Annotated in this window: 10 protein-coding genes; 3 read left to right on the top strand and 7 right to left on the bottom strand. The window is 64.5% G+C overall.

The annotated features are described in order from the left end of the window. Positions 1 to 120: 120 nt before the first annotated feature. From SPHV1_RS18900 to ptsP, 4 genes are read right to left on the bottom strand one after another with little or no spacing between them, the layout of a single operon-like run. Positions 121 to 1,494, bottom strand: coding sequence for a carbohydrate porin (locus tag SPHV1_RS18900; protein ID WP_054947560.1), 1,374 nt, complete (start codon positions 1,492 to 1,494; stop codon positions 121 to 123). A gap of 48 nt (positions 1,495 to 1,542) precedes the next feature. Beyond that, positions 1,543 to 3,264, bottom strand: coding sequence for a PTS fructose transporter subunit IIC (locus SPHV1_RS18895; RefSeq protein WP_054947559.1), 1,722 nt, complete (start codon positions 3,262 to 3,264; stop codon positions 1,543 to 1,545). Continuing rightward, positions 3,264 to 4,229, bottom strand: coding sequence for a 1-phosphofructokinase (gene pfkB, locus SPHV1_RS18890; protein ID WP_054947558.1), 966 nt, complete (start codon positions 4,227 to 4,229; stop codon positions 3,264 to 3,266). The genes SPHV1_RS18895 and pfkB overlap by 1 nt, the downstream gene beginning before the upstream one ends. Then, positions 4,229 to 6,751, bottom strand: coding sequence for a phosphoenolpyruvate--protein phosphotransferase (gene ptsP, locus SPHV1_RS18885; RefSeq protein ID WP_054947557.1), 2,523 nt, complete (start codon positions 6,749 to 6,751; stop codon positions 4,229 to 4,231). The genes pfkB and ptsP overlap by 1 nt, the downstream gene beginning before the upstream one ends. 141 nt (positions 6,752 to 6,892) lie before the next feature. Here ptsP and SPHV1_RS18880 point away from each other — a divergent pair, with 141 nt between their 5' ends. The 3 genes from SPHV1_RS18880 (at position 6,893) to SPHV1_RS18870 (ending at position 9,832) form a co-directional block, all read left to right on the top strand. Next, on the top strand, positions 6,893 to 7,903 hold the full coding sequence (locus SPHV1_RS18880; protein WP_054947556.1) for a LacI family DNA-binding transcriptional regulator: 1,011 nt from the start codon (positions 6,893 to 6,895) through the stop codon (positions 7,901 to 7,903). Beyond that, positions 7,900 to 8,757 carry a shikimate 5-dehydrogenase gene (locus tag SPHV1_RS18875; protein ID WP_082431066.1) on the top strand — a complete coding sequence of 286 codons (858 nt, stop codon included), beginning with the start codon at positions 7,900 to 7,902 and terminating at the stop codon, positions 8,755 to 8,757. Before SPHV1_RS18880 ends, SPHV1_RS18875 begins: the two co-directional genes overlap by 4 nt. Positions 8,758 to 8,827: 70 nt before the next feature. Continuing rightward, positions 8,828 to 9,832, top strand: coding sequence for a class 1 fructose-bisphosphatase (locus tag SPHV1_RS18870; protein ID WP_054947555.1), 1,005 nt, complete (start codon positions 8,828 to 8,830; stop codon positions 9,830 to 9,832). 51 nt (positions 9,833 to 9,883) lie between these two features. Here the strand turns inward: SPHV1_RS18870 and SPHV1_RS18865 are convergent, their stop codons facing one another. The 3 genes from SPHV1_RS18865 to SPHV1_RS18855 form a co-directional block, all read right to left on the bottom strand. Further along, complete coding sequence (locus SPHV1_RS18865) at positions 9,884 to 10,363, bottom strand: nuclear transport factor 2 family protein (RefSeq protein ID WP_054947554.1); 480 nt, start codon at positions 10,361 to 10,363, stop codon at positions 9,884 to 9,886. 231 nt (positions 10,364 to 10,594) lie between these two features. After that, a complete protein-coding gene (locus tag SPHV1_RS18860) occupies positions 10,595 to 11,701 on the bottom strand; it encodes an LLM class flavin-dependent oxidoreductase (protein ID WP_054947553.1) in 1,107 nt (368 codons plus the stop codon). A gap of 330 nt (positions 11,702 to 12,031) precedes the next feature. Then, entirely contained in the window at positions 12,032 to 12,709 is a 678-nt protein-coding gene (locus tag SPHV1_RS18855) for a TetR/AcrR family transcriptional regulator (RefSeq protein ID WP_054947552.1), read from the bottom strand. Positions 12,710 to 12,771: the final 62 nt, after the last annotated feature.

The following is a 12,771-nucleotide window of genomic DNA, read 5'->3' as shown; positions in this document are numbered from 1 at the left end:
ATTTCATCGCGGCAATCCGGATGCCCGCGGCCGTGGCGCGACATCTCGAGGCTCCCTGTGCAACGGCAAGTCCCTTTCGCCATCAGGTCAAACGAAGGACTGCCAGCGGTTCAAGCCGCCTTAAAGGCCCAGTTTGAGCGCATCGACCGTGAACTTGGCACCGATGATCAGCGCGTCCTTCGTCGGACTACCGCGAAACGGATCGCCGGTCCGGTCGGGATTGTGGATGTACTGGATATTGGGCGAGAGCCGGATCGCGGGGCCGATCTGCGCGCTGTAGGACAGCTCCATCATGACCTGGTGGCGCGAGACCCTTGCGCTGCCGCCAGCGGCCAGATCCGCGGCCCGCATGCGCTGCATCGCCAGATTGCTGAAGCGCTGGTCGCTGATCATGAAGCCGATACTGTCTTCGTCCCGCCCCGGGAAGGTGCCGGTCTGGACCAGCCCGAGGTCGAAGAAGCGGCTTTCCTCCACGCGACCGGACAGGTTGGTCATGGCAACGCCGTAGACACTTAGCCCTCGCTTCGATGTCGGATCGGGGCGGGTGAGTTGCTGTTCGAAGCGGAAATAGAGGCCCGAGCGGCCATTGTGGACCTGGGCCGGGCGACCGCTGAGAATGGCAATGCCGCCCATGTCGTCACGCAGCGGGTCGTCATAGTCGCCCTTGTCGATCCAGCCGCCAAGAATGTAGCGGAACGGCAGGCGTGCCGACTCTCCACTTTCGTAGCTCAATTCCCAAGGAACGATCACACCGGTCGCATTGCCGATGCCGAAATCCGTGCCGTGGTCGCTGGCCTGTTTGCGATCCGGGTTCACTTCATAAGCGCCGACATGCGCAAAGATGTTATCCGTCAACTGCGCTTTGGCGTGGATCATCCAGCTCGACGCCGGGAAATAGGTGAAGTTGCTGTTCTTGAAGACGAAGGTCGGGTTGCCGCAGCCCGAGTTGCCCTGGAACTGGCAGTAGAGCGGAGAATTGAGGAAATGGATGTTTGCCTGGCTGCGGCCTGCCTCGATCACCAGCCGGTCGTCGAAAAGGTGCTGCTCCCAGGTCAGGATCGCGAGGTGGGTGTTCTGGGTGCCCCAGATTTCCTGAACCGAAGTGTTGTTGCCGATGGCGATTGCCGAAAGGCTTTTTCCATGGCGGTTGGTCACCGCGACATGAAGGGTTCCGCCGCCGATGCCGGCAATCCGGTCCATGTCGAAATCGGCTCCGGCATAAACCTGCCCGGCGTAAGCTGCCTCCTTGCGCAGCCCTCCACTGACGTTGCCAGCCGCTTCGCCCGTATAACTGAGCGTCAGGGTGATGCCCTGATCGGCGAGCGGCTGGAAGGACTGCGGTTGCTCTGCAGGAGCGGCCGGGGCGGGGGCCGCATTGCCCACTTCGCCTTCGCTCTGCGATTGCGCCCGGGCCGAATGCGGCGCGGCGGCGATGGACAAGGCGAGGGCGGCTGCGCCAGCAAGAGCGGCGCACTTGGAGGATACTGAAGGCATTGGATTATCCTTTGCGGATGTTCTTTTCTTGTTGTTGTTGCAGGCCGTTCAAGCCGCAGCGGTTGTCACCGGGGGGCGTTTGAGCAGCCCCACCAGCACGGCGCTGATCAGTGTCCCGGCGACAATGGCGATGGCGTAAGTCGCAAGGTGGGTCACGGCGCCCGGAATGGGCAGGACGAAGATGCCGCCATGGGGAACCTTCAGCTCCACGCCTGCAGCCATCGAGATCGCCCCGGCCGTGGCCGAACCGGCCATCAGCGAGGGGATGACCCGCAGGGGATCGCGCGCGGCGAAGGGAATGGCGCCTTCGGTAATGTAGGCAAGACCCAGAGCCGCTGCCGCCCCGCCTGCTTCGCGTTCCTCGAGCGTAAAGCGATTGCGGAACAGGCGCGTCGCCAGCGCCACGGCAAGGGGCGGCGTCATTCCGGCGGCCATCGTTGCGGCCATCGGAGTATAGACATTGCTGGCGATCAGCCCGACCGAGAAGGCATAGGCCGCCTTGTTGACCGGTCCGCCCATGTCGAAGGCCGACATCGCACCCAGGATCATGCCCAGGAGCAGTGCACTCGAACCCTGCATCGAACGCAGCCATTCGGTCAGGAAGGCCAGTACGGCGGCCACGGGTGTGCCGATCGCATAGACCATCAGCAGGCCGGTCAGCAGCGTGCCCAGCAGCGGCAGGATCAGGACCGGCTTCAACCCCTGCAGGTTCTTGGGCAGGCGGATCAGGCGGTTGAGGAATTCCACGCCGTACCCGGCGATGAAGCCCGCCGCGATGCCGCCAAGGAAACCGGCGCCGATCTGCGCGGCGAGCATGCCGCCCACCATGCCCGGGGCAATGCCGGGACGGTCGGCAATGGAAAAGGCGATGTACCCGGCCAGCGCGGGAACGATGAGCGCGAAGGCGCCCTGCGCGCCGATCTGGAACAGCGTATGCGCCAGCGTGCCCTGTGCGGCATCGGCATTGGCGCCGATGCCGCCGAGCGCAAAGGCAATGGCAATCAGCAGGCCGCCTGCCACCACGAAAGGCAGCATGAACGACACGCCGGTCATCAGGTGCTTGTAGGGTCCTGCACGCTCTTTCAGTCCCGTGGGTGCCTTGATATCGGCACTCGCGGCGGCTTCGCCGCCTTGGACCTTCGCTTCGGCCAACGCCCGCTCGATCAATTTCGCGCCGCCTGAAATCGCGGGTTTGGTGCTGGAGGCAAAGACGCGCTTTCCGGCAAACCGGGCGCGGTCGACCTCGCGGTCGGCGGCGATCATCACGACATCGGCTTCGGCGATTTCATCGGCGGTGAGGGGGGTGCCCGCGCCGACAGAACCCTGCGTTTCGACGCGGATCGGATAGCCGAGCTGCCGGGCGCCTTCGGTCAGACCCTCGGCGGCCATGAAGGTATGCGCAATGCCGGTCGGGCAGGAGGTGATCGCGACGATGCGCGGAGCGGCCTGATCGGCAGTCGCGTCATCGGCCTCTTCGTCTCCATCGAAGACCAGCGCGGAGGCGGGGTCGGCGAGGACGGCTTCGAGCGTCATGTGCCGGTCGGCGCGATGGGCGAGCGCATCGTCGGCCAGTTCGTCGGCGACCAGCAGCAGTCTTGTACCGGCGCCTGCCGCATCGTCACCCAGAGGGTTGAGCACGCCTTGTTCTGTGCGCACCTCGATCTCGATATCGTGGCCTTCGGTGCGGGCCGCGAGACGCAGGGCCTCGCCTGCCAATACGCCCTGTACGGAAGAGGACCCGGCCTCAACGATCGCAAAGACCTTTTTCATCATGCCTCTCCTGCCGTCGTTCTCGCGGCTGTTGAAATCGGGGTTAGCGTCACTTCGTCGGCGAGCGCGTCGACAGTGGCGAGCGCGGGCAGGTTCGGGCCGGCCATGCCCAGCTTCGCCACCGCGAAGGCCGTGGCGAGCCGCGCGGTCCGCTCCAGCGCAGCGCTCTCGAGCAGGGCTGCCGCAATTCCGGCGACCATTGCATCGCCGGCACCGACCGTGCTGGCCAGTTCGCCGATCGCGAGTTGGGCTGTCAGTGCGCCTTCATGGGAAACGAACAGCGCGCCGTCTTCCCCCATCGAGACAACGACCAGTTCGACGCCGCTGCTCCGCAACAGGTCCGCAGCCTCTACCAGCGCTGGCAGGTCGGGCAGGTCGCGGCCGAGCAATTGCGCAAGCTCGTCGCGGTTAGGCTTGACCACATGCGGTGCCTTTGCAGCTTCCAGTGCGCATTTCAGCGGCAGGCCGCTGGTATCGAGTATGATCCGGCAACCACATGCGCGCAGCCGTTCGAGCAGCGTGGCGTAAGTATCTGGCGGACAGCCGGGGGGAAGGCTGCCCGCCAGCACGACGAGGTCGCCTTCGCGGGCCGCGTCGCAGATCGTGGCGGTGACCATCTCGGCCCGCCCTGCATCGACGGCCAGGCCATCGAGATTGATGTCGGTTGTGCCCGCGGGATCGACCAGCTTGAGGTTGACCCGGGTGGCTCCGGCAATGCGGATGAAGCGGTCCTCGATGCCCTTGGCGGCGAACAGCGCGTCGAACGGGGCCGCATTGTCGCTTCCCAGCAATCCGTAGGCGGAAACATCGACGCCCCAGTCGGCCAGGCAGCTGGCGACGTTGACGCCTTTGCCGCCGGCGTTCTGGCGCACGGCATGGGCGCGGTGGACGGCGCCCGGTTCCAGCCGGTCGAGCGTTACGGTCTGGTCGATGGCCGGGTTGAAGGTGACGGTGAGGGTGCGCATCAGATTGCCTTTCCGTCGAGCTCGCGCACTTGCGCCGCCCCGTCCAAGGCCAGGGCACGTGCGGCCAGGTCGGCCAGTTCGCCGCGGTCGCAGCCGCGCAGCCTTGCCTTGACCGCAGGAATGTCGCGCGGGGTCATCGACAGTTCATCAACGCCGAGGCCGATCAGCAGCGCGGCGCCGAACGGGTCGCCGGCGATGCCGCCGCATACGCCGACCCATCGGCCGTGGGCCCGGGCGCCTTCGACGGTGGTGGCGATCATGCGCAGGACTGCCGGGTGCAGGCTGTCGGCTTCACCGGCCAATTCCGGGTTCTGGCGATCGATCGCGAGGGTGTACTGGGTCAGGTCGTTGGTGCCGATCGAGAAGAAGTCGGCATGGGCCGCGAGCTGGGCTGCCTGCACCGCCGCTGCGGGCACTTCGATCATGATGCCGATCGGCACTTGCGGCGCATCCAGTTCGGCGCGGACGGCTTCGCAGCGCTCGCGAAGGGCAAGCAGTTCGTGGGCCGATGTGATCATCGGGAACATGATCGAAAGATTGCCGCCTGCCTTGGCCGTCCGGTACAGCGCGCGCAGCTGGGGCTCGAGAAGGTCGGGGCGGCGCAGCAGCAGGCGCGCGCCGCGCACGCCGAGGAAGGGGTTTTCTTCAACCGGCAGTTCGAGGTGGGGCACCTGCTTGTCGCCGCCGATGTCGAGTGCGCGCACGATCAGCGGACGCTCTTCGTTTTCAGTGGAAAGAGCATCGATCATGGCGCGGTAAACGGCGAATTGTTCGTCCTCACCGGGGGTGTTGCCGCTTTCTAGAAAGAGGAATTCGGTGCGCATAAGGCCCACGCCTTCGCCACCCTGGGCCAGTGCGAAGCCGACCTGGTCCGGGCGGTTGACGTTGGCCGCGATTTCTACCCGGTGGCCGTCGCGGGTGATCGCGGGTTTGCCGCGCTCTTCTTCCTCGGCGATGCGCTGGGCCGTAAGTTCGGCGATCCAGTTGCGTGCAGAGGCAAGGTCCTCTTCCGAAGGTTCGAGCCAGACGCGGCCGCCGTCGCCATCGACGATGGCGGTCGAGCCCGGGGCCATCGCCAGCAGGTCTGCCCCACCGGCGACGACAGAGGGCAGGCCAAGCGTGCGCGCAAGGATCGCACTGTGCGAAGTCGGTCCGCCAAGCGCAGTGGCGATACCGGCGACCCTCGATGTGTCGAGCGTAGCGGTATCGGACGGGGACAGGTCGGCGGCAACGAGGATGCAGGGTTCTTCGGGCAGGTCCGCGAGCGTTCCGGTGACGAGCCCGGGCTCGATCTCTGCAAGGACGCGGCGGCCGACGTCTTCGAGGTCGGCAGCACGCGCAGCCAGAACCGGATTGCCCAGTGCCGAAAGCTTGCCGGCAATGCGCTGAACGGCCTGATGCCAGGACCAGGCCACGCCGTGGCCTTCGACCATGAGCTGGCAGGTCAGCGTGATGATGTCGGTATCTTCGAGCAGTTCGGTCTGCGCCTTGAAGATGGCGGCCTCCGAAGCGCCGAGGCGCCGGGTGGTATCGTCGATCAGCGCCTTCATCTGCGCGCGCGTGCGCACCAGTGCTTCGTTGAGCAGTTCGCCGCCGCTTACCAGGTCGACCGGTGCATCGGGCACGGACAGCTCGCTTGCGGAAAGGACGTGGATCGGCCCGATCGCAAGGCCCGGGCTGGCGGCGACGCCCGCGATCATGCGCGGGCTGCCGACCGGCGTCCAGCAACGCACGGGCGCCTTGCGCTTCTCGGCGGCGCGCGCGGCGTCTTCCTTTTCGCGAGAGGTCAGGCCCCGGACGGTAGCGACGAACTTCCCGAGCGCGCCTTGCGCTGCCGGACCTTCGGCCGAGAAAGTGACTTCGTCCCCGCAACGCAGGCCGAGCTGCAGCAGGGCCACGAGATTGCGCGGATCGGCGCTTTCGTTTCCGTGACGCACACGCAGGCGTACGGCGCTGGCACGGGCAGCTTCCACCCATGTCGATGCGGGGCGGGCGTGCAGTCCGGTCGGATAGTCGACGATCCAGGCGGCGGTATGGGCCAGGTCCTCAGCCGGAGTGGAGGCAGCGGCCGGGGCTCCATCCTCGAGCAGCGCGCGAGAGAACGCGGCGGGGTCGTCGGTTGCGATCAGGGCCTGCAGGCGTTCCTCGTCCTGGATGAGCCGGGTAAGCCGGCGCAGGATGGTAATGTGGCTGTCCGAGTTGGCGGCGATGCCAACGACGATGTGGGCGCGCTGTCCCGGGTTCCAGTCGATGCCTTCGCGAAGCTGGAGGATGGCGATGCCGTCGCTCCGGACAAGGCCCTTGTCCTCGCCCAGTCCATGCGGGATCGCGACGCCGGAGCCGAGAAACGTATTGGCCACGGCTTCGCGGCGAACCATGCTTTCCTCATATCCGGGCGCGACGCAACCGGCGGCGACGAGGAGTTGGCCGACCTGGCGAATCGCATCGGTCTTGTCGGTAGCGCTGGCATCGATCCGGACGAGATCGGCCGCGTGCGACGCGGGAATGGCGTCTGCGAGCATGGTATTTCCTCTCCTCTTGCTTCGATGAGAAAACGTTTTCTCAGTGAAATTGTCAAGAGGGCTTGTGATTTTCGTCGATCCTGAGGCATAGTCTGAAGGATTGAGAGGGCGTTTGCCGTAACGATAAGAGAACGATTTCCAATGGCGGTAGGTATCAAGGAGGTGGCCAAAGTTGCCGGTGTTTCCCCAGCCACGGTGTCCCGAGTCCTGGCAGGACGCGCCGTGGATCCGGAGATGTCGGAACGTGTGCTCGCCGCCGTCAAATCCACGGGTTACCGCCCGAATCTCGCCGCGCGGCGCCTGCGGTCACAACATACCAACACAATCGGGCTCGTCGTCGCGGACATCCGCAACCCGTTCTTCACGGCCGTATCGCGCGCCGTTGAAAGCCTTGCGGCTGCGCGTGGCCTGCGGGTCATTCTGTGCAATACCGACGAAGATCCCGAAAAGGAGGCCGCCTATCTCGAGCTCCTGCACGAGGAGCGCGTATCGGGTGTAATTCTGGCTCCGACTCGCCAGCGGGTCGCTGCGGCCGGACGGCTGGAACTGGATTACCCGGTCGTCCTCATCGACCGCTCGACACCCGATGGTGAGTTCGACAGCGTCGTGCTCGACAATGCGCGCATGGCTGAAGTGCTTGTTGAGCACTTGCATGTGCAGGGCCATCGGCGGGTCATTGGCCTGTTCGGCGCTGCGAGTTCCACCGGCATCGAACGGCGCGAAGGTTTCTGCAAGGCAGCCGAGCGGCTGGGACTGGAAGTGGAAGCCGTAGCCGTACCGCATGCAGCGCAGGCAGCGGCACAGGCGATCGCGGACCTGCTGGGGTCCCCCAAACGACCCGATGCCCTGATTGCCAGCAACGGTGTGATGCTGGTCAACGTCTTGCGGGCCCTGCGCGATCTGGGCCTGGAAGTGCCCCGCGACATTGCCCTTGCCGGTTTCGACAACAACGACTGGATGGAGTTTGTCGGTGGGGGGATCAGCGTGATCGAGCAGCCGGTAGAGGAGATCGGGCGCACGGCGATGACGATGCTGCTCGATCGCCTCGACCATCCCGATGCTCCGGCGCGCAAGGTCGTGCTCGGCGGGCGACTGGTTGCTCGTGGGTCGAGCCTTCGTGCCGGTGCGGAATGCGGCGTAGCCGGGGCATGAGCTTCAGGGAACGCACCAGTATCGGCCGCGAAACGCGCCTGTGCATGTCGCTTTCGGGACGACCGGGCAATGCCGGATCGCGCCTGCACAACTGGCTCTACGGCCATTACGGACTGGATTACGTTTACAAGTCCTTCTCTACCGGCGACCTGGCCGCGGCGGTCGGTGGCATACGCGCGCTGGGGATACGCGGCTGCGCGGTCTCCATGCCGTTCAAGGAGGAAGTCATCCCGATGCTGGACGGGCTCGAAGCATCTGCCAGGGCCATCGACAGCGTCAACACGATCGTCAACGATGACGGCGCACTCACCGGTTACAACACCGACTACGTGGCCGTCCGTGACCTGCTGGCGCGTCGCGGAATCGACCCGGCAATGCCGTTCCTGTTGCGGGGAAGCGGCGGCATGGCAAAGGCCGTGGTCGCCGCCCTGCGCGACAGCGGCTTTTGCCACGGCACCATCGTCGCGCGAAATCGCCGGAGTGGAGCCGCGCTCGCGGCCCAGTATGGCTTCGCGTGGCGAGAGGACATGCCCGCTACAGAGGCGCCGCTGCTGATCAATGTCACGCCGCTCGGGATGGAAGGGGGCCATGCAGATCGTCTCGCCTTTCCGGCAGAGCAGATCGGGGCCTGCGAGATCGCCTTCGACGTGGTTGCCCAGCCCGCGAACACGCCCTTCATCCGCGCCGCGCAGGCTGCAGGGAAAGTGACGGTCTCGGGCGCGGAAGTGATCGTGCTGCAGGCAATCGAACAATTCGCGCTTTATACAGGCGTGCGACCGGACGCGAAAGCAGTGGCGCAGGCCGCCGCTTTCGCCCATGGCGACGAAGTTGCGGAGAAGCTGCGAGAGGCGTAACCGCCATCCAGGTTCTTCCAGGGACCCAATGACAGGCGCCGATCCGGGGCGTGCAAGGCGAAGGATAACGATGCAACCGATCACACTGACCCGCTTCCTCATCGAGCAACAGCGTCGCGAGGACAGCGCCTGCCCCGCCGAACTGCGCCTGCTGATCGAGACGGTCGCCCGGGCCTGCAAGACGATTGCCCACGCCATTTCCAAGGGTGCGCTCGGCGATGTGCTGGGCAGCCTCGGTTCGGAGAACATCCAGGGCGAAGTGCAGAAGAAGCTCGACGTCATCGCCAACGAAATCCTGCTCGACGCCAATGAATGGGGCGGTCACCTAGCGGGCATGGCCTCGGAAGAGATGGAGACGATCCACCCCATTCCGAACCGCTTCCCCAAGGGCGAATACCTGCTGCTGTTCGATCCGATCGACGGGTCCAGCAACATTGACGTCGACCTGTCGGTGGGGACGATCTTCTCGGTGCTGCGCGCGCCGGAGAACTCTGCGGGCCGCGATGTGATCGAGGACGATTTCCTTCAGTCCGGCCGCGATCAGGTCGCGGCAGGCTATGCGATCTACGGGCCGCAGACGCTGCTGGTCCTCACCCTGGGCAATGGCGTCTACGAATTTACGCTGGATCGCGAAATGGGCGCCTGGCGCATGACCGACGGCCCGCTGAAGATTCCGTCGGGCACGAAGGAAGTGGCGATCAACATGGCGCGGCGCGAGCAGTGGTCGCCCGAAGTGCGTCGCTACATCGACGATCGCGTGGGCTGCGAGGCCGGGCCGTTGGCCGGGCAGTACAATATGCGCTGGACGGCATCGATGGTCGCGGACATCCACCGCATTCTCAAGCGCGGCGGAGTGTTCCTCTACCCGGCCGACCACCGCCAGCCCGGCAAGGCCCGCCTGCGCCTGCTTTATGAGGCCAACCCGATGAGCATGCTGATCGAGCAGGCAGGCGGTCGCTCCAGCGATGGCGCTGCCTCCATTCTCGACACGCAGCCGACCAGCCTGCACCAGCGCATCGGCGTCGCCCTTGGCGATCCGGAAGAAATCGAAGCGCTGCTCTCGCAGACCGTCTGAAAACGTCAGGGCCCGTCACGGGCCCTGACAACGGAAGTTGGCAGGGTGGTCTCAGTCCGGCTGGTCACCCAGCGATACGTATAGCCGCGAGATTCTTGAGGTCTGGATGCGCCACTGGCCATCCTGCCTGCGATAGGTCTCGTGGTAGTGACCGCAGCCGTGCAGGGTGAGAACGGTCCCGCTTTCGTCCCAGATCTGGTCTTCCATGGCGATGACGCCGCGGGCCGTGTCCGCAGAGAGAATGTCGACCTCGTGGCAATGCCCGTGGTGGACGGTGCGGCTCGTTTCCACTGCACCCACGATGAACTGGGTGATCACGTCGCCGCCTTCATAGACCCAGTCGTTGCTGTCCGCCGCGCGGCCGCCTTCCCCCTTGCCGTCGACGCTGAGCGAGGCTCGAGCGTCAAACACCGCATCGTCTGCAAAGACAGTGCGCAGGTTCACCCAGTCCTTGGTGTCCATGTAGCGAAAATAGCGGCCTTTAAGCTGCTTGATCTCCTCAATCGCGAGCAGGCGTTCGCTGGCATCCATCGGCATTCTCCCGGAATTTATCGTTGAAGCGGGCAGGCTTGTTCCTGTCCGATCATCGCGCATGCCGAAGACACCTGCACCTCGCCGAGTTGCTAGGCCGAAGGCCGGGTGTGGCCGCGGCGGGACAAGGGCCAAACCGAAGGCTTAGCCTGAATGCCAAGCGGCCATCGGCGCGCGGGAGCCTTCGAGTTCCGGGAGGTTTTCCGGTCCAGCTCTTATGACTTTGCGAGGTCAGCCGTTGTTGCGAAAGTGGGGCATGACGTCGCTGGCGAGGAGACGCAGTGTCCGGTTGCCCCATTCCAGGCGCTGCTGGGTGACGGGACCGGTGGTGGTGCCACACAGGATGTTGCCGATGCCCAGTTCGGCATAGGGTTCAAGGTGCTCGCGCACGGTCTTCGGGCTGCCATAGAGACACCAGGTCGCGATCCAGTCCTCGGTGAGGGCCATAGGAGTTTCGTCGGTCTTGGTGTTGGCGGCGTCTTGTTCGGCCTTGTCGCCGTAGAGCTTCTCGCGATCGACGGCGGCCTGGTAGCCCTTGAGGATCGCTTCGAGCTCCTCGCGAGCCTGATCGTCGCTCTCCGCAACGTGGACGCACTGGTAGCTGTGGGTGGTCCAGGAAAGGGCATCTGCGACAGTTTCGTCGCTGTGGCCGGCCGCAAGCAGCATGTCGCGGTAGGCAGTGAAGTACTTGGTGACGTGCTTGAGCGGCTCTGTTCCGCCGATTTTTGGTGGTGTGAAGGCCGGGATAAAGGCAGGCCAACCATGCTCGGCCGCACGACGCGCGCTGGCTTCCTTCATGGCAACGGGCATGAGGCGTGCGTGTCCCTTGGAATAGGGGGCAGGCGCGATGCGCTGAAGGACCTTGCCGCGATAGGTGCCGTTGTCGAATTCGACAGGCGCGTCGGCCATGGTCTTGGCCCAGAGCTGCTCGGCGATGGCAAGGTTGGATTCGGAGACTGGGGAGGCGTCCTTGTAGTTGACGCCGAAGCCGATCATTTCTTCAGGGGTGGTGCCAGAGCCGACGCCGACGAGCAGCTTGCCCTTGGTCAGCTGATCCAGGATATTGATTCGCTCGACGAAGCGCACCGGACTGTGCAGCGGGACGGACGTGACTGAGAAGCCGAAGTGCAGCTCGGGAAACTTGGCAGTCAGGTATGCAGCGAACATCATCGGGTCGCTGGCCACGGGCATGTAGCCGGTGAAGTGATGATCGGGCAGAAATACGGCATCGAAGCCCAGTTCGGCCGCAAGACCGGCATGCTCTATATTGTCCAGGATGAACTGCTGATCCTGCTCCGGCGCCGTAGTCCGGCCAGCAAGAAATACGGAAAAGCGCATGGCGGCTGTGTCCTCTCATCACAAGCAGCCGGAAGCTCCGGCCTGTGTCGTTCTTGATTAATATTAGAACTATAATTCCTTTAATGCAAGTGCCACGATTGCACTTGCCGCGCGGCACGGACTCAGTACCGGCCGATATAGGCGCGCGTCCCATCCACGCAGCTCCATGCGGGCGCGATGCTTTGTCGAATAGCAGAACAACGGTACTTGGTTCAGAAATCTTGCCCGCAGACGGGATCGGGAAGCGCCGATACGGTTGTCCGATCAAGACGTCCCACAGTGGTTCAGCATGCTGCTCGCTGGTTCAGTGCACGATAGCCCGGAAAGGTCTCACAGATCGGCGCTGAGGTAAGCGAGGCACATTCTGCCGAGTTCGATCTTGAGTTCGGCCCAGTCCTGGGGGTGTACGGCTTCGCCGGTGGAACCGAGGCTGAGCTGCCTTGCAAGGGTCGCAAAGATGATCTGGTAGGCGGCGTTGGCCTTTTTCTCGCATTCGTTGCCGCCGAACTGGTCGCGGTATTCGAGCATGGACTCGATGCCGAGCGCGGCGGCCCGGTTGGCGCTGGCGCGGCCCGGTTCGGAGACGAGCGGATCGAAGGAGGCGCGTTGCATGCTCAGGCGCAGGAGCGGGGCATGCTTCTTGAGCAGTTCGGCAAAGGCTTCGACGTACTGCGGCACGAGGGTGGCGAGCGAGGTGGCCTTGCTGCGCACCCTGGCGATCATTGCGTCCTCGTCGGCAGCCATCTTGGCCAGGTGATTGCCGATGACGGCGCGAACGAGGTTCTCCTTGCTCTCGAAGCGCAGGTAGATCGACCCGATCGAGACGTTGCCGCTATGGCTGACGTCCTGCAGGGTAAACTCCTCGCTGCCGCGTTCGAGCATGAGCTTCTCGGCGGCGACGAGCATGCGCTCCAGAGAAGCCTTGCTGCGGCCCTGCAGTGGCGTCTTGCTGACCGTATCGACGCTCAGCGTCGCCTTGGCATCCTTTGTTTTTGCTTTTCTCGGCATAGGTTTCTTCTGGAGCCCGCATAAAAAAGGAACGTCAATTCTATTTCATCGCGGCAATCCGG

Source organism: Novosphingobium sp. KN65.2, assembly GCF_001368935.1.
GTDB classification, from domain to species: Bacteria; Pseudomonadota; Alphaproteobacteria; order Sphingomonadales; family Sphingomonadaceae; genus Novosphingobium; species Novosphingobium mathurense.
This window is presented reverse-complemented; position numbering and strand designations above follow the sequence as displayed.

Bases quoted from the DNA above. Each gene is read 5' to 3' on its own strand.
- SPHV1_RS18900 (WP_054947560.1), bottom strand. From the start codon at position 1,494: ATGCCTTCAGTATCCTCCAAGTGCGCCGCTCTTGCTGGCGCAGCCGCC.
- SPHV1_RS18895 (WP_054947559.1), bottom strand. From the start codon at position 3,264: ATGAAAAAGGTCTTTGCGATCGTTGAGGCCGGGTCCTCTTCCGTACAG.
- pfkB (WP_054947558.1), bottom strand. From the start codon at position 4,229: ATGCGCACCCTCACCGTCACCTTCAACCCGGCCATCGACCAGACCGTA.
- ptsP (WP_054947557.1), bottom strand. From the start codon at position 6,751: ATGCTCGCAGACGCCATTCCCGCGTCGCACGCGGCCGATCTCGTCCGG.
- SPHV1_RS18880 (WP_054947556.1), top strand. From the start codon at position 6,893: ATGGCGGTAGGTATCAAGGAGGTGGCCAAAGTTGCCGGTGTTTCCCCA.
- SPHV1_RS18875 (WP_082431066.1), top strand. From the start codon at position 7,900: ATGAGCTTCAGGGAACGCACCAGTATCGGCCGCGAAACGCGCCTGTGC.
- SPHV1_RS18870 (WP_054947555.1), top strand. From the start codon at position 8,828: ATGCAACCGATCACACTGACCCGCTTCCTCATCGAGCAACAGCGTCGC.
- SPHV1_RS18865 (WP_054947554.1), bottom strand. From the start codon at position 10,363: ATGGATGCCAGCGAACGCCTGCTCGCGATTGAGGAGATCAAGCAGCTT.
- SPHV1_RS18860 (WP_054947553.1), bottom strand. From the start codon at position 11,701: ATGCGCTTTTCCGTATTTCTTGCTGGCCGGACTACGGCGCCGGAGCAG.
- SPHV1_RS18855 (WP_054947552.1), bottom strand. From the start codon at position 12,709: ATGCCGAGAAAAGCAAAAACAAAGGATGCCAAGGCGACGCTGAGCGTC.